Origin of the sequence: Pseudoalteromonas sp. S8-8, from assembly GCF_000497875.1 — a bacterium.
GTDB lineage: Bacteria > Pseudomonadota > Gammaproteobacteria > Enterobacterales > Alteromonadaceae > Pseudoalteromonas > Pseudoalteromonas arctica.
Window position 1 is genome coordinate 15,418 of record NZ_AUTR01000037.1, and the last position, 16,669, is coordinate 32,086.

Genomic DNA, 16,669 nt, shown 5'->3' on the forward strand with positions numbered 1-16,669 from the left:
CTCCTTAGTAGCTACCGTGAGTGTTGTTTTCAATTTCTTCAACCGTTACTCTGCGCCACATTTTTACATAACACCAGGTGGTGTAAGTTAAAATAAGTGGGACAAAAATACACACTGCAACAAACATTACATTGAGCGTTTTATGACTCGATACCGCATCCCAAATTGTTAAGCTAATATTTGGATTGTTGCTTGATGGCATAATAAATGGGAACAGTGAAACACCGGCCGTCATAATCACGCCAATTAACATTAAGCTTGTTGAAATAAGTCCAAGTGCTGGTTTGTTCAATTTAGAAAACAATAGCGCACTTAGTGCCATTACAAACGCTAAAATAGGAAAGGTCATAGTCCATGGGCGTTCACTGTAATTGCTAAGCCACGCGCCTTGGGCTGTTGTTACTACTTTAGCTAATGGATCTGCATGGCTTTGTGTATCAGGCATAGATACAATTTGGTAACCCGTTAAATTAGCAACCCAAAAACCAGCGCCTGCAAACAGTATAATAAACACAATCAGTGAATAACGACCATATTGGCCCGAGCGTTCTGCTACTGCATCAGCTGTACGAAGCTGTAACCACATCCCCGCATGAGCAATTAGCATAGTGATACTCACTAAACCAGCAAGCAAACCAAACGGGTTAAGTAAACCAAAAAATGAACCTTGGTAGCTAACACGCATCAGATTATCAATATTAAACGGTACGCCTAAAAATAAGTTACCAAAAGCAACACCAAAAACTAATGCTGGAATTGCGCTGCCTGCAAGCAGACCCCAATCCCAGTTATTACGCCAGCGTTTTGAGTCTACTTTACTGCGGTAATCAAACCCTAGTGGTCTAAAAAACAAAGCAAAGAGTACTAGCATCATGGCAAAGTAAAAGCCCGAAAATGCGGCAGCATAAACCATAGGCCACGCTGCAAACAACGCGCCGCCTGCAGTTATAAACCATACTTGGTTACCATCCCAATGCGGACCAATAGTGTTTATTACTGTACGGCGCTCTGAATCTGTTTTACCAACTAGGCGAAGCAACATAGCAACGCCCATATCCATGCCATCGGTAATAGCAAAGCCAATAAGCAGCACACCAATGATCAACCACCAAAGCATTTTTAATGTTTCATAATCAAAAATCATGATTGCTCTCCTTCAGTTTGATCAGTTTTATTTGGCAATTCAAAATGATATTTACCAGTATGTAGCGAGCTTGGTCCTTGCTTAACAAAGCGGATCATCAACCAACCTTCAACAATGGCTAAACCAGTATAGAAAACAATAAATCCAGTTAAGCTAATTAAAATATCGTTTACTGTTAGTGACGACGTGGCTAAAAAGGTCGGCAGTATTTCAGATATAGCCCAAGGTTGACGGCCATACTCAGCAACTATCCAGCCAAATTCAATAGCTATCCAAGGTAGTGGAATGCTCAATACGGCAGCCCATAACAACCAGCGTTTTTGCTCAATAACGCGATGTGCGTTGTAGTAAAATGCCAATATAAATACACCCAGCATGGCTACACCACAGGCAACCATAATCCTAAATGACCAAAACATAGGGCCTACTTTAGGGAAAGAGTCTTTAACGGCTTTTTGAATGTGCTCTTCGGTAGCATCTACAACATCAGGTGTGTAGCGCTTAAGTAGCAAGCCATAACCTAAATCATCTTTTAGGGTATTAAACTTAGCAACATTTTCTGGCGTATCTTCACCGTTTCTGAGTTTTGTAAGGTATTCATAAGCAATCATACCGTTGCGAATACGTACTTCGTGTTGTTTTTCTAGGTCGTTAATACCCGTTACTTGCTCATCAAGTGAACGCGTAGCAATTAACCCAAGTGCGTAAGGTATTTTAACCGCAGCATGTGTTACTTGCTCTTCTGAATCAGGAAAACCAAATGCGGTAAACGCAGCCGGAGCCTCTTCTGTGTGCCATTCAGCTTCAATCGTGGCAAGTTTTACTTTTTGAACTTCACCTACTTCGTAGCCTGATTCGTCACCGAGTAAAATTACACATAGAATTGATGCTAAACCAAAGCCCGATGCGACCGAGAAAGAACGTTTAGCAAACGCTAAATCACGGCCTTTCAAGATGTACCAACTGCTTATGCCCAGTACAAACATAGATGCAGCTACATAACCTGCCGATACGGTATGAATAAACTTAACTTGTGCTACAGGATTAAACACAAGCTCAGCAAAGCTGGTCATTTCCATGCGCATGGTTTGATAGTTAAATTCAGCACCTACTGGGTTTTGCATCCAACCGTTGGCAATCAAAATCCACAGCGCAGACATGTTAGTACCAATGGCCATTAAAAAGGTTGCACCTAAATGTTGGCGTTTAGAGAGTCTGTCCCAGCCTAAAAAGAACATACCTACAAAGGTCGATTCTAAAAAGAATGCCATTAAACCTTCAATAGCCAGGGGAGCCCCAAAAACATCACCTACGTAATGGGAGTAATAAGACCAGTTAGTACCAAACTCAAATTCCATGGTAAGGCCTGTCGCCACACCAATTGCAAAGTTAATACCAAACAATTTTCCCCAAAACTTAGTCATATCACGATAAATTTCGCGACCGGTCATAACATAAACCGATTCCATAATAACCAAAATCCAGGTCATACCTATCGTTAACGGTACGAATAAGAAATGAAAGAGAGCGGTAACAGCAAACTGTAATCGCGATAGATCCACAAAGGTTTCATCTATCATTATTGGCTCCTTGAGAGTGACGGATTAACAGGGCAACATTTAATTGGCAAAGTTAAGGTTTAATGAACTTTCAGTAATTACTGAAAGTTTGTAATAGTATTTACTTTTGTGCAATTTTTGTCAACATACATATTAGTAAAACTTAATATATATTTCCTATGCTACATCAGTATTAAAAACAAACAACATAAAGCCTTAACTTACGTGATAAAAAACCAGTTATTTAAAGCGTTTAACCAAACAGTAAAACACGGTAAACTAACAAGCATGAACGCCTGGTTTACTTGTGAAATAAAATCAAATGAATAAAGATAAAAAACAACTACGAATTGGTATTGTGGCAGGTGAACTGTCGGGCGATATTTTAGGTGAAGGCTTAATTAAAGCCCTTACAAAACACTTTCCGGACGCTATTTTTGAAGGAATAGCAGGACCTAAAATGCAAGCGCAGGGCTGTAAAACACTTTACGACATGGATGAGCTTTCGGTAATGGGGCTTGTTGAGGTGCTAGGGCGTTTGCCGCGTTTGCTTAAAATACGTAAACAACTCGTGCAGCATTTTGTAGATAACCCACCTGATGTATTTATTGGTATTGATGCACCCGATTTTAACTTACGCGTTGAAAAGCCACTTAAAGATGCGGGCATTAAAACAGTACAGTATGTAAGTCCATCTGTTTGGGCGTGGCGCGAAAAGCGTATACATACAATAAGTGCAGCCACTAACTTAGTGCTTGCGTTACTGCCATTTGAAAAAGAGTTTTACGATAAACACCAAGTGCCATGTACATTTGTAGGTCATACCTTGGCTGACGATATAGCGCTTGAACACGACGACAGCAAAGCGCGTGAAGAACTCGGCTTAAGCCTTGATGACAAAGTACTGGCGTTACTTCCTGGTAGCCGAGGCTCAGAAGTTGGTTTACTAAGCGAAACTTACATTAAAACAGCTGCAGAGCTGCAAGCTAAAAACCCCAATCTTAAAGTTGTGGTGCCACTGGTTAACGAAAAACGCAAAGCGCAGTTTACTGATATATTAAACGCTACCGCGCCAAATCTTAATGTTAACCTGCTTGATGGACAATCAAAATTAGCGATGCAAGCTGCTGATGCTATTTTATTAGCGTCGGGCACTGCAACACTCGAAGGCATGCTTTATAAAAAGCCAATGGTAGTGGGCTATAAAATAAAGCCTTTGAGCTATTGGATATTTAAAACTTTATTTACGTTTAATATTAAGTATTTTTCGTTGCCTAACTTATTAGCAGACGAAGAGCTAGTGCCTGAGTTTTTACAAAGTGAGTGTAATGTGGCTAATTTAACAAATGCGCTTACTCCTATGCTTAATACAGATAACATTGAGCTAAAAGCACGCTTTTTAGCTATTCACGAAAAAATTAGATTAAATGCCAGCGAACAAGCAGCGAATGCTGTGGCGGAGTTAATAAATGCAAATTGATAGACCTAATGTATCCTTAATTGCCGGTGTAGATGAAGTAGGGCGCGGCCCGCTTGTTGGTGATGTAGTTACTGCCGCCGTCATTTTAGATCCCACTAAACCAATTGCTGGCTTAGCGGATTCTAAAAAATTAACAGATAAAAAACGCCAAGCGCTTGCGATTGAAATAAAAGAAAAAGCATTGTGTTATGCGTATGGGCGCTGCAATCCAACAGAAATTGATGAGTTAAATATTCTGCACGCGACTATGCTTGCCATGACCCGTGCAGTAGAGGCATTAAGTACGCAACCTGAATTTGTATTTATAGATGGTAATCGTTTGCCAAAACTCACTATGCCAGCGCAAGCTATTGTTAAAGGCGATAGCTTAGTGGCAGAAATTTCAGCGGCGTCTATTTTAGCTAAAGTAGCACGCGATGACGAAATGATTGAGCTTGATAAACGCCACCCTGAATATGGCTTTGCAGGGCACAAAGGGTATCCAACAAAAGCACATTTTGCAGCGCTTGAGCAGTACGGCGCGATTGATGAACATCGTAAAAGCTTTAAACCTGTGCAGCGTGTATTGGCGCAAGCCAATGGTGAGGGTTAAGCATGGCTGCTCCTGATTTTGTTCATTTAAGAGTTCATTCAGATTTTTCGATGGTTGACGGCCTTGCTAAAACAAAGCCAATAGTTGCTAAAGCGCAAGAGCTGCAAATGCCCGCTATTGCGATTACCGATCAAATGAACTTTTGTGGCTTAGTGCGTTTTTACGGCGCAACACATAACGCCGGTATTAAGCCTATTGTGGGTGCTGACTTTTGGGTTCGCAGCCCAGAATTTCCTGATGAGCCAAGTCGTCTAACCATATTGGCAAAAGACAATGACGGCTATAAAAACATTACCTTATTGATATCTAAAGCGTATCAGCGTGGGCATGTGTTTCATCGCCCCGTTATTGACCGAGAATGGCTGGTGGAACATAAAACGGGCTTAATTATTCTCTCGGGCGCTAAAGATGGTGACTTAGGTAAAGCGTTACTAAAAAATAACCCGAGTGTTATTGAGTCGGTTGTTAGTTTTTACAAGCAGCATTTTAGCGACAACTACTACCTTGAGCTTGTTCGCACTAATCGACCGCTTGAAGAAGACTACTTACACATGGCGGTAGAGCTTGCTACAAAAGAGCAGTTACCTGTTGTAGCGACCAACGAAGTGGTATTTTTAAAGCCAGAAAACTTTGAAGCGCACGAAATTCGCGTTGCTATTTTTGACGGCTACACGCTTGACGATAAACGCAGACCTAAACGGTTCTCTGAAGAACAATACCTAAAAACATCAGAGCAAATGGCTGAGCTGTTTAGCGACATTCCAGAAGCCCTACAAAACACAGTAGAAATAGCTAAACGTTGTAATGTAACGGTTCAGCTAGGGACTTACTTTTTACCTGATTACCCAACTGGCTCACTTAAGATTGATGAGTTTTTAGTTAAAGTGTCAGAAGATGGTCTTGAAGAGCGATTACAGTTTTTATTCCCCGACGAAGAAGAGCGAAAAGTAAAACGTGTAGAATACGATGAGCGACTTGATATAGAGCTTGGCGTAATTAACCAAATGGGATTCCCAGGTTACTTCTTAATCGTAATGGAGTTTATTCAGTGGAGTAAAGATAACAATATTCCTGTTGGGCCTGGTCGTGGTTCAGGTGCAGGTTCATTAGTTGCATACGCACTTAAAATTACCGATTTGGACCCACTTGAATTCGACTTGCTTTTTGAGCGGTTTTTGAATCCAGAACGTGTATCAATGCCCGATTTCGACGTCGATTTTTGTATGGATAGACGAGACGAAGTAATTGATCACGTATCGGCTTTGTATGGGCGTAATGCGGTATCGCAAATTATTACCTTTGGCACCATGGCTGCAAAAGCGGTAATACGCGATGTAGGGCGAGTGCTTGGGCACCCTTACGGGTTTGTTGATCGTATTTCTAAAATGATCCCCGGCGATCCTGGGATGACACTTGCTAAAGCGTTTGATATAGAACCGCGCTTGCAAGAAGCCTACGATGGCGATAACGAAGTAAAAGATTTAATCGACATGTGTCGCATCCTAGAAGGGTGTACACGTAACGCCGGTAAACATGCGGGTGGCGTAGTAATATCGCCAACCACTATTACCGACTTTGCCGCGCTTTATTGCGATGACGAAGGTAAGTTTCCGGTAACGCAATTTGATAAAAACGACGTAGAAACTGCAGGCTTAGTTAAGTTCGATTTCTTGGGTTTACGTACACTGACTATATTGCAGTGGGCGGTCGATATGACCAACGTGCGCATGGAGCGCCAAGGTAAAGACCTCGTTGATATAAATACCATCCCACTGGATGATAAAAAAAGTATTGAATTATTACTTCGCGCCGAAACGACTGCTGTATTCCAGCTAGAGTCGCGCGGTATGAAAGACTTAGTACGCAGACTTAAGCCCGACTGCTTTGAAGATATGATTGCACTCGTGGCCTTGTTTCGACCAGGTCCGCTGCAATCAGGTATGGTAGATAACTTTATCGACCGAAAACTGGGCCGCGAAGAAATCTCATACCCAGATGCGCAGTATCAGCACGAAAGCTTAAAACCAATACTTGATCCAACGTACGGCATTATCTTGTATCAAGAACAAGTAATGCAAATTGCGCAAGTACTAGCAGGTTACACGCTAGGTGGCGCCGACATGCTGCGTCGTGCAATGGGTAAGAAAAAACCCGAAGAAATGGCAAAGCAGCGTTCAACGTTTGAAGATGGCGCAAGAAATAACGGCATTGACGGCGAACTCGCAATAAAAATCTTCGACTTGGTAGAAAAGTTCGCAGGTTACGGTTTTAATAAATCTCACTCGGCGGCGTATGCACTTGTTTCGTATCAAACGCTGTGGATGAAAACGCATCATCCTGCAGAGTTTATGGCTGCGGTAATGTCGGCTGATATGGATAACACCGACAAAATCGTTATTTTGGTGGATGAATGTGAAAACATGAAGCTCACCTTATTGCCGCCAGATGTGAATGCAGGTGAGTTTAAGTTTACAGTAAACTTGCAAGGCGAGATTGTTTACGGTATTGGCGCGATAAAAGGCGTAGGTGAAGCACCGGTTGATGCAATATTAGAAGCGCGTGCAAAAGGGGGCCCATTTAAAGATTTATTTGATTTTTGTGCCCGAGTTGATTTAAAACGCTTAAATAAACGCGTGACCGAAAAATTAATTTATTCAGGTGCACTCGATAATTTAGGGCCAGAAAAAACCCAAGCTGGCCGTGCTACATTACTAGCTAGTTTAAAAAGTGCAATGCGGGCAGCCGACCAACACAACAAAGCTGAGCTATTAGGGCAAAGTGATTTGTTTGGTTTATTAGCCACTGAGCCTGATGAGGTTGAACAAGCCTTTATTAAAGCCACAGGCCTAACTGATAACGAATGGTTAGATGGTGAAAAAGAAACCCTAGGCCTTTATTTAACTGGGCATCCGATAAATCAGTACCGCCGTGAGCTTAGGCATTATACCAGCGGGAAAATAGTTGATTTACAGCCAACGAACCGCGATGTATTTGCAACAGCCGCAGGTTTGGTGATTGCTTCTAGGGTATTAATTAACAAAAAAGGAAATCGTTGGGCCTTAGTAACTTTAGATGACAAGAGTGCACGGATTGATGTACGCTTGTATTCAGACGAGTTTGAAAAGTACCAAGATATGCTCCAAGTTAACAATATCTTGGTAATATCTGGACAGGTCAGCTTTGATAACTTCTCCGGTGGTATTACAATGACCGCCAGAGAAATAAACACCATTGCTCAAGCGCGTGAAAAGCGTATTAAAGCGATTAAAATGACGCTGAACATGGTGCAAGTCGAGGCAGGTTTCTTCGATAAATTACAAAAAGTACTCGAACCCTATAAAATGGGAACGTGTCCGATCAAGGTTTATTACCAACGTCCAGATGCGTTGGCGCAATTAACTCTTGGGATCGAATGGTGTGTTACGCCAAGTGACGACTTAATTCATAAGTTATCACTAATGGCTGCGCAAGATGTAGAACTAGAATTTAACTGATTAGGTAGTTTAGAGCATGAGCCTCAATTATCTTGATTTTGAGCTTCCAATTGCAGAATTAGAAGCAAAAATTGAAGAATTACAAAATATAAGCCGCGCTGGCGAATTAGACCTTGAGTTAGAAGAGGAAGTCAGCAAATTAAAAGAAAAAAGTGCCAAACAAAAACAGGAGATTTTTTCTAATTTAGGCGCTTGGCAAGTATCACAGTTAGCACGTCATCCGTTGCGTCCTTACACTCGAGATTATATCGAGCGCATTTTCACGGAATTTGACGAGTTTGCTGGCGATCGTACTTTTGCTAACGATCCGGCTATTTTAGGAGGCGTTGCGCGTTTAGATGGCGAACCAGTAATGGTTATTGGCCAACAAAAAGGCCGTGACACTGCTGAAAAAATTAAACGCAACTTTGGTATGCCAAAGCCAGAAGGTTACCGTAAAGCATTACGCTTAATGGAAATGGCTGAGCGTTTTAAAATGCCAATCATGACCTTTATCGACACGCCGGGTGCATACCCAGGTGTTGGCGCTGAAGAACGTGGTCAATCTGAAGCAATCGCGCGTAACTTAAAAGTAATGGCGACACTTAAAGTGCCGACAATATGTACGGTTATTGGTGAAGGCGGTTCAGGTGGTGCATTAGCGATTGGTGTTGGCGACAGAGTTAACATGTTGCAATACAGCACTTACTCTGTAATTTCGCCTGAAGGTTGTGCGTCTATTCTTTGGAAAAGCGCCGACAAAGCACCACTTGCAGCAGAAGCAATGGGTGTAACCGCAGAGCGAGTTAAAGAACTAGATTTAATCAGTAACTTAATTGATGAACCTCTAGGTGGCGCGCACCGCAATTACGATGCTATGGCACGTAACTTAAAAGTTCGCCTTAAACGTGACTTAGCAGACCTACAAGCGCTTACGCTTGAAGAAATGCTTGATCAACGTTACAAACGTTTAATGTCGTTTGGTTATTGCTAAACACATTAAATGTTAAAAAAAGCCGCTTATGCGGCTTTTTTGCTTTAAAATGTTCAGAGTTTTTATATAAAAGTGCGCCCATATGCATACATCAGCAATTTATCAGCAATTAAAAAAATCATTAAATAGCTATATTGAGCAAGGTAACACCGCTTTTACAGTGGCGCTTTCTGGTGGCGTTGATTCTGTGGTGCTGTTGCATTTAATGCGCACTTTAAAAGTAGATAACCCTGCAATTAATGTATCGGCTATTTATGTCCACCATGGCTTGAGCCAGTATGCTGATGACTGGCAACACTTTTGCAAAAACGTATGCATTGAGCTTAATGTGCCTTTTGAAGCTGCGAAAGTTGTTATTGAGCCGCAGTCGCGCACAAGTCTTGAAGCCCAAGCTCGCGACGTCCGTTATAAAGCACTTGATGAGCTAAGCCCACAAGGCAGCATTATTTTACTGGGCCAACACTTAAACGACCAAGTAGAAACGTTTTTACTGCGCTTAAAGCGTGGCTCAGGTTTAAAAGGGCTTGGTTCTATGTATAAAGAGCGCTTGCTGCAAAGTGGACGTATATGTTTTAGACCATTACTAAATGTAGCTCGCAGCGATATAGAAGCGTTTGCAACGCAGTTTAGTATTAGCCACATAACCGATGACTCTAATACAGATGAAAGTTTTGATCGTAACTTTTTACGCTCAAAAATAGTACCTGTGTTAGCTGAGCGCTTTAATGGGTTTGAACAATGCACTGCACGAAGTATTGAGCTACTACAGCAGCAACAAACATTACTTGATGAATATACTCAGCTCGATTTAAATAAGTGTATTAACGAGCATCAAGCGCTTTGCATTGGCCAGATAAGCGAATACAGCGCAGCGCGCATTGCAAATATAGTACGTGCGTGGCTTGCATTATTTACACAAGTGATGCCATCGCAAAAGCAGCTCGAGCAAATTATTAATCAAGCAATGTGCGCAAAAAACGATGCACAAATGCGTATTGATTTGCTCGATGGGCAAATACGTCGTCATCAAGGTTATTTGTATTTTGTAACACCAAGTGAAGTATTAACAGATATTGAGCTGAATTATTCACAGCTAAAACTGGCAGACGGGCGCTTATTAATTAAAAGCACCGGTTGCGGAGTAAGACCTCCACACGCTAATGAGCAAGTAGTAGTGCGCTTTGATTGCAATAGCGCACGCATTAAACCACTTAAAAAGCCTGGTAGTAATACAGTTAAGCATTGGTTTAAAGATGCAAAAATAGCGCCCTGGCTTCGCGCCAGTGTGCCGCTTATTTTTTATAATGATGAATTAGTTCAAGTGGTTGGCTATTTTATAAGCGCTAAGCATATTGATGAAAATGGTATTTTTTGGGAGTGTAAATAAATGAGTAAACAGCCGCATGTTGGTTTGTCGTTAGTTACTAAAGCGCCAATGGGTATGCTAATAACGGCCGTTATAGCTATTATTGCTAATATTTTACTTGAGCTAAATATTGTAACGTTAGGTTATGCAGTTGCGGGTGGAATTGTATCTGCAGTGCTTTTATTAGCTTATTGGTTAGGTAAAGGTGGATTGTTTTTTATTTTAGGCGTGAGCCTGCCACTGCTTTTAGTATTATTTACACCGCTTGCTACTATTACCGCATTACTTAATTTAATTAGCGGATTCTTTTTTGGTTTTTGTGCCGCGTTGTTTATTTATAAATTGGTAAGTGCAAAGCCTAGCGGGGGAAGCTAGGCTTTTTATTTAATGCAGTTAAGTAAAGACTAATATGCTTTTGCGCAGTTTCTACCAGATGCTTTTGCTTTGTATAAACCTTTATCGGCGCGAGCAAATATTTCAGTTTCGCTGTCTTGGCTGTTAGCTAAAGTAAAACCAATACTGGTTGTTACTTTATACTTAGACATTAGAGGCGATTTTCTTACTAAGCACATTATCCGCTCAGCAATCACTTTATTCGTTGTAAACTCAGGGTCTTCAATAAGTAAAGCAAACTCATCACCACCAAACCTAAATACCGAATCAGTGCCGCGTATGCTGCTACACAGTACTTTTGAAAACTCTTTAAGTGTATCGTCACCAATTTTATGGCCAAAGTTGTCGTTAACTTGTTTAAAATTATCTAAATCAAGCAGCATTAAACTAAATGGACGCTGGTAACGACGGCAGTTTTCAAGTTTTTGCAGTAAAAAGTCATTAAACTGACTACGGTTATTTAAGCCGGTTAACGCATCTTTTGTGGCAAGCTTTAGTACTCGGCTATACATCATTGCATTACGAAGTGGATAAACCAGCGCAGTATGCAAAGTATGTAGCTTTTTCTCAATGGCTTGACCAAGTGGGAATTTACTAAAATAAATTAGCTGCCCTAAATGTTCTTTACCAATCGCCAAATCAAAAATATAGGGTGTACTATTTGTATCACTCTGTGATGTTTGCGTAGTTCCCAGTGTTGACTGAAACTGTAAACCAGAGAAATTTAACAATTGTTTTGTAAATTTTGCGTATATAGCTAAAACATCCTCAATCACTAAGCTAGTTTGTAGCTCTGTAACGAGTTTATGTGTTTCTGTTATTTCATTTGTTGGCGAATGTTCAGCCGAAAACGGCAAAAAATCACCGCGACCAGACACACGCTGCGTCAAAATATGGACGTTTTCCATTAAATTCTCCCCCGAGGGTGTTACTTTGCAATTACTAAGCGATTTTTGTGCCATATTTTAAAACTGGCTGAAAAACAGAAGGTTGCTATATTTAAAGTAAGTCCCTTGGTTTAATTGACGCGTGAGGCCGAATTTGCAGAGTATTAACGTTCAAATTTTTGGCTTGCTAGTGGCAGCAGTTCTTTTTGTGTGGTTTTTTAAACGCATTGGCTTGCCGCCTATTTTGGCGTACCTAGCAACGGGGGTCTTAGCCGGTAGTCATGGTATTGGTTGGTTAGCGCAATCTCATGAAATAGAGTTTGTAGCAGAGCTTGGGATTGTGTTTTTGTTATTTAGTTTGGGGTTAGAATTTTCTATTTCGCGGCTAATGGCAATGCGAAGCCTAGTATTTGGGCTGGGCTCGTTACAAGTAGGTATAACCAGCTTACTCTTCATTATTATTTTATATTGTTTAGACTTTTCCCTACTCACCAGTTTTACCATTGGTACAATTATGGCGCTTTCTTCTACGGCTGTAGTGGTTAAGCTATTAAAAGAAACGGGTGAGCTTAATCAGCGCCGTGGGCAATTGGCCGTTGGTGTACTGCTTTTTCAAGATATTGCTGTTGTTCCTCTATTAATAATACTTCCTTTATTTGCATCAAGCGACTCTCAAAGTATTGGTTGGGCTTTAGCGTTTGCCCTAAGTAAGGGCGCATTTGTATGCGTGCTTCTTTGGGCAATTGGTAAATGGGTATTGCCCATTGTGTTTAAAGAAATAGCGCAAGTACGAACCGATGAGTTGTTTGTGCTTACCACTATATTAGTCGCCTTATTTGCGGGCTTTTTAACGTATATGTTTGGCTTGTCTATGGCATTGGGCGCTTTTTTAGCGGGAATGATGTTAGGTGAGAGCCATTACAGGCATCAGTTAGAGGCCGATATACGTCCATTTCGCGATATTTTAATGGGGCTGTTTTTTGTAACTGTGGGTATGCAGTTGGATATTTTATTTGTACTGGCGCATATAGTAATAATTATTGGCGCATTGCTTGGGCTACTCGTATTAAAAATTACAGTAGTAGCACTTAGTGCGCGGCTAATGCATGAGCGAAACCAAGACTCGCTCGCCTGTGGCATTATGCTGTGGCAAATGGGGGAGTTTGGTTTTGTACTTATCGCACTTGCTGGCCAGCATCAGTTATTAAACTCAGAGCAAGCTTCATTTTTAATTGCCCTTGGTGTGTTATCAATGGCATTTACACCATTTTTGATTGATAAAACGCCATTTATTTTAAAGCGTTTGGGTATACTCGATCGCCCTAGTTTAGCGCTGGAGAGTGAGCCACAAAGTAGTACACTTTATAGTGACCATGTTGTTATTTGTGGTTTTTCGCGTGTTGGGCAAACTATAGCGCGTTTTTTAAAGCCCGAAGCAATAGACTACGTTGCCATTGAAAGTAACCCAATTTTAGTACAAGAAGGCAAAGCGGCAGGTGAGCCTGTTATATTTGGCTATGTTAAACAAAAAGATATTTTAAAGTGCGCAGGAGTAGAGCGAGCTCGCTTGGTTATTATTACTTTTACAGAGCTTGATCACGCACAAGTTGTTATTGATGCCATAAAACAAATAGCGCCCAACGTTAAAATACTTATTCGTACTCGTGACGATAGCCAGTTAGATTATTTAAAAGGGCTAGGCGTAACCGAAGTAGTGCCAGAGTCGTTAGAGGCGAGCTTAATGCTCGTGTCGCATGTGTTGTCTATGTCGGGCGTACCGATGACGCGTATTGTGCGTAGAGTAAGTAAAGAACGTCGTAATCGTTATCCATTAATGCAAAGCTTTTACGCAGGGTATTTTAAAGATAGCGAAGATGCCTCCAGTGAACGATTAGAATACTTACATGTTGTAGCGCTACCTCAGCAAGCTTATGCCGTGGGTAAAACAATTGAAGATCTTAATTTAGAAAAGCGGCGAGTGCTCGTAAAAGCACTGCGCAGAGAAGGAGCCGAAATAGATACGCCATCAGCGCAAACAACATTATTGGCTAATGACGTTTTAGTATTACAAGGTAAACCAAGGCGTGTTGAGCGGGTAGAGCACTATCTGCTCGACGGAATCGAATAGTGACTTAGATTAATCTAGCTCTAAAAGATTAATCTAACTCTAAAAATTCACGCATCTTAGGCAACTGCGCCATACCGTCTTCATAGCCAATTTGCATTAAATGCTGGGTGTAGCGTTTTTCAAACAATAGATAACTGGTTAAACTCGATTGCGAATGCTTTTTAACACCTATGGTACGTAGCAATACTTTAATGGCCCATGGCATATCGTCGTAATACTGAGCTGCAATGGCATTAAAGTTTTGCGAAGGGTTAATGACAAAGGTATCTATTTGTTTAAGTTCTTGATGTTTGTCGCGAGCGGGTAATAGCCCTAATGTTCGGTTAACACGAGCTAAACGCTCCAAATCCGATTGCATAGTGTCGGTAAATACACTGTCGAGTAAATGCCCTGCAACAGCAGATAGACCCGGATAATGTGGCGAGTAACCCGGTGGGTGTAATTCTTTGGGTTGGTCGACCCCAATAATAAATATTTTTTCAGCGCCTAAATGAATCGACGGACTCAGCGGAGAAAGTTGATGTATAGAGCCATCCCCAAAGTAATGGTTATAAATATTTACACTGGGAAACACCATAGGGATGGCACTCGATGCCATTAAGTGCTCAACATTAATACGAGTTGCACGGCCTTCGCGTTTAGCACGCTGCCAAGATGTTTGCGTATTAGATTGAAAAAATGCAACAGAGTCGCCCGTTGTATAACTTGAGGCCGTAATAGACAGCGCATCTAAATAATTACGATGTAAATTGCGCTCAATGCGGTGTAAATCTAAAATTTCGTTTAATAAACCACGCAGAGGGCGGTTGTTTAGCAAGCTCGCTGGTGGATGGTTAATATGTTCTGACTGAAAGCTCGTTAAAATATTACGCGCAATATGACCAAATACGCTTAAAAAATCACTTTTATAGACCATAGAGGTTGAAAAGTTCTTCCAAACTGATTCAAGCTTTCGTACAGCCAAATGCGCACAGGAGGCGTAACATGCTAACGCAGCTGAATTAATAGCCCCAGCAGAGGTGCCATTTATTACTCTAAATGGCAATGGAGCAGTACGAGGCATACTATGAGCTAGCGCTTTAAGGACACCCACTTGATAAGCAGCACGTGCGCCACCACCTGTGAGTAATAAGGCAATTTTAGGTTTTTGTGGATCAACTTGCTTGATTTTCATATTGGTGGTTAAACTGTTCTACGTCTTTACTTTATTTATTAACTGTAAGTCTTTAAGCTAGAAGAATCAAAGGATAACTGCCCTAATACTTATTACATTGTTTAATCACCCAATTTAGTACTTAACTTACTTTGCTATAATTGCCGTATTATAAAATGTAATAGTATTTGTGTAAGAATGAATTTAATCCACTTAGCGTACTCTAAGTGATATCGCATTTTAATTTTTATGGAGTTCGTATGTCAGATAAACCAGAAGCATCAGATGTTCAAAAACGTCCACCTAATAACAATATTCTTTTCGCCGTTATTATTTTAATAGTCGTAGCATGTGCGGCCGCCTTCGTATTGCTAACACCCAGTGACGAGCAAGCAACACGCACTGAGGTAGAGCCCACAGTTAAAGAACAACCTATGATGGAGCTTAAACCCGAGAACGACCCTGTGGTAGATGCGCCGTCTGTAAATCCAGAAAAGCCAGCAGAGCTTGAAGTACCAGCACAAAGTCCAAGTGAGCCTGTGCCAGAAGCAGAGCCACTACCAACGCTTAACGAAAGTGATGCAGTTGTTGTTGCTAAAATGGACGAGTACCTAAGCGACTCAGTAATGAGCTTAATGGTGACCGACGATGTTATTCGTCGTGGTGTGGTATATGTAGATAACTTAGCAAAAGGAAAAATAGCTAAAAAGCACATGCCTGTTGTACAGCCAGAAGAAAAATTTAGCGTGAATGAAGGTGATATCTTAACTATTAACCCTAACAGCTACGAGCGTTATACACCGTATGTGAAAATATTTACCAGTATGAGTGCAGCGCAAGCCGTTCGCATGTACGAAGAGTACAAGCCACTTATTAATAATGCATACAGTGAAATTGGTTACGGCGATGACGAGTTTAATCAAACGCTAACCGATGCAATCGATTTATTACTTGATACGCCAGAGCCTGAAGGTGACTTGCCGTTACTTCGTGATTCAGTAACGTATCAGTATGCGTTTTCGGAGTGGGAGCAATTACCAGATGCACAAAAACAGCTTTTACGTATGGGTCCAGAAAACATGAAAAAAGTAAAAGCAGCATTACGTAATATAAAAGCGCAGTTAGAGAACAATTAATACGCACTAAAATAGCTAAATACGCCGCGATTGTATATGAAGTATGCAATCGCACTTTCTTTTTAGATTATCCCTTGAATAACAGAGCAAAAGTAGAGATAATCCCTCCCGCGCCAACCAAGGCCCTCAATGGTAGTCTTATTGGTCCTCTCGCAACACTAGCAGGCGAACCTGGTCAGGCCCGGAAGGGAGCAGCCACAGTTTGTGACGTGTGTGCCGAGATGTGGCTGGTAAGACTGCCACCCAAATTCCTCATTTGGGTGTTGTTTGAAGTATAAGTTGACATATTTTTACTAAAAGATGACATAAATTGGAAGTATAAGCTGGCATAGTCTAGTATTTAACCAAATGGTTAAATGGTTAA

General features: G+C 41.2%; 12 protein-coding genes and 1 other RNA gene. 9 read left to right on the forward strand and 4 right to left on the reverse strand.

From position 1 onward, the window contains the following. Positions 1-4: 4 nt before the first annotated feature. Positions 5-1,144 carry a cytochrome d ubiquinol oxidase subunit II gene (gene cydB, locus L659_RS0112360; protein ID WP_024590729.1) on the reverse strand — a complete coding sequence of 380 codons (1,140 nt, stop codon included), beginning with the start codon at positions 1,142-1,144 and terminating at the stop codon, positions 5-7. Then, positions 1,141-2,724 carry a cytochrome ubiquinol oxidase subunit I gene (locus tag L659_RS0112365; protein ID WP_010553739.1) on the reverse strand — a complete coding sequence of 528 codons (1,584 nt, stop codon included), beginning with the start codon at positions 2,722-2,724 and terminating at the stop codon, positions 1,141-1,143. The genes cydB and L659_RS0112365 overlap by 4 nt, the downstream gene beginning before the upstream one ends. A gap of 301 nt (positions 2,725-3,025) precedes the next feature. Between L659_RS0112365 and lpxB the strand changes: the two genes are divergently transcribed. From lpxB to L659_RS0112400, 6 genes are all read left to right on the forward strand, one after another. Further along, entirely contained in the window at positions 3,026-4,183 is a 1,158-nt protein-coding gene (gene lpxB, locus L659_RS0112375) for a lipid-A-disaccharide synthase (RefSeq protein WP_024590730.1), read from the forward strand. Then, positions 4,173-4,775, forward strand: coding sequence for a ribonuclease HII (gene rnhB / locus L659_RS0112380; protein WP_010553737.1), 603 nt, complete (start codon positions 4,173-4,175; stop codon positions 4,773-4,775). Before lpxB ends, rnhB begins: the two co-directional genes overlap by 11 nt. A gap of 2 nt (positions 4,776-4,777) precedes the next feature. Beyond that, on the forward strand, positions 4,778-8,269 hold the full coding sequence (gene dnaE, locus L659_RS0112385) for a DNA polymerase III subunit alpha (protein ID WP_024590731.1): 3,492 nt from the start codon (positions 4,778-4,780) through the stop codon (positions 8,267-8,269). 16 nt (positions 8,270-8,285) lie between these two features. Beyond that, the gene (accA, locus tag L659_RS0112390) at positions 8,286-9,242 is read left to right on the forward strand and encodes an acetyl-CoA carboxylase carboxyl transferase subunit alpha (RefSeq protein WP_007581016.1); all 957 of its coding nucleotides are present in this window, start codon (positions 8,286-8,288) and stop codon (positions 9,240-9,242) included. Positions 9,243-9,324: 82 nt separating this feature from the next. After that, complete coding sequence (tilS, locus tag L659_RS0112395) at positions 9,325-10,629, forward strand: tRNA lysidine(34) synthetase TilS (protein WP_024590732.1); 1,305 nt, start codon at positions 9,325-9,327, stop codon at positions 10,627-10,629. After that, on the forward strand, positions 10,630-10,983 hold the full coding sequence (locus tag L659_RS0112400) for a hypothetical protein (RefSeq protein WP_007581020.1): 354 nt from the start codon (positions 10,630-10,632) through the stop codon (positions 10,981-10,983). It begins immediately after the preceding gene. A 29-nt stretch (positions 10,984-11,012) separates the two neighbouring features. Here the strand turns inward: L659_RS0112400 and L659_RS0112405 are convergent, their stop codons facing one another. Continuing rightward, positions 11,013-11,909 carry a GGDEF domain-containing protein gene (locus L659_RS0112405; RefSeq protein ID WP_024590733.1) on the reverse strand — a complete coding sequence of 299 codons (897 nt, stop codon included), beginning with the start codon at positions 11,907-11,909 and terminating at the stop codon, positions 11,013-11,015. Positions 11,910-12,042: 133 nt separating this feature from the next. Between L659_RS0112405 and L659_RS0112410 the strand changes: the two genes are divergently transcribed. Then, entirely contained in the window at positions 12,043-14,016 is a 1,974-nt protein-coding gene (locus L659_RS0112410; RefSeq protein WP_007584073.1) for a monovalent cation:proton antiporter-2 (CPA2) family protein, read from the forward strand. 28 nt (positions 14,017-14,044) lie between these two features. Here the strand turns inward: L659_RS0112410 and L659_RS0112415 are convergent, their stop codons facing one another. Continuing rightward, positions 14,045-15,190, reverse strand: a complete 1,146-nt coding sequence (locus L659_RS0112415) for a patatin-like phospholipase family protein (protein WP_007584072.1) — start codon at positions 15,188-15,190, stop codon at positions 14,045-14,047. 239 nt (positions 15,191-15,429) lie between these two features. On the opposite strand from L659_RS0112415, the gene L659_RS0112420 reads away from it, so the two are divergent. Both L659_RS0112420 and ffs read left to right on the forward strand, forming a co-directional pair. Beyond that, on the forward strand, positions 15,430-16,305 hold the full coding sequence (locus L659_RS0112420; protein ID WP_024590734.1) for a DUF3014 domain-containing protein: 876 nt from the start codon (positions 15,430-15,432) through the stop codon (positions 16,303-16,305). Between the two features lie 139 nt (positions 16,306-16,444). Continuing rightward, positions 16,445-16,541: signal recognition particle sRNA small type (ffs, locus tag L659_RS1000000123440), an RNA gene on the forward strand. Positions 16,542-16,669: the final 128 nt, after the last annotated feature.

Bases quoted from the DNA above. Each gene is read 5' to 3' on its own strand.
- cydB (WP_024590729.1), bottom strand. From the start codon at position 1,144: ATGATTTTTGATTATGAAACATTAAAAATGCTTTGGTGGTTGATCATT.
- L659_RS0112365 (WP_010553739.1), bottom strand. From the start codon at position 2,724: ATGATAGATGAAACCTTTGTGGATCTATCGCGATTACAGTTTGCTGTT.
- lpxB (WP_024590730.1), top strand. From the start codon at position 3,026: ATGAATAAAGATAAAAAACAACTACGAATTGGTATTGTGGCAGGTGAA.
- rnhB (WP_010553737.1), top strand. From the start codon at position 4,173: ATGCAAATTGATAGACCTAATGTATCCTTAATTGCCGGTGTAGATGAA.
- dnaE (WP_024590731.1), top strand. From the start codon at position 4,778: ATGGCTGCTCCTGATTTTGTTCATTTAAGAGTTCATTCAGATTTTTCG.
- accA (WP_007581016.1), top strand. From the start codon at position 8,286: ATGAGCCTCAATTATCTTGATTTTGAGCTTCCAATTGCAGAATTAGAA.
- tilS (WP_024590732.1), top strand. From the start codon at position 9,325: ATGCATACATCAGCAATTTATCAGCAATTAAAAAAATCATTAAATAGC.
- L659_RS0112400 (WP_007581020.1), top strand. From the start codon at position 10,630: ATGAGTAAACAGCCGCATGTTGGTTTGTCGTTAGTTACTAAAGCGCCA.
- L659_RS0112405 (WP_024590733.1), bottom strand. From the start codon at position 11,909: ATGGAAAACGTCCATATTTTGACGCAGCGTGTGTCTGGTCGCGGTGAT.
- L659_RS0112415 (WP_007584072.1), bottom strand. From the start codon at position 15,190: ATGAAAATCAAGCAAGTTGATCCACAAAAACCTAAAATTGCCTTATTA.
- L659_RS0112420 (WP_024590734.1), top strand. From the start codon at position 15,430: ATGTCAGATAAACCAGAAGCATCAGATGTTCAAAAACGTCCACCTAAT.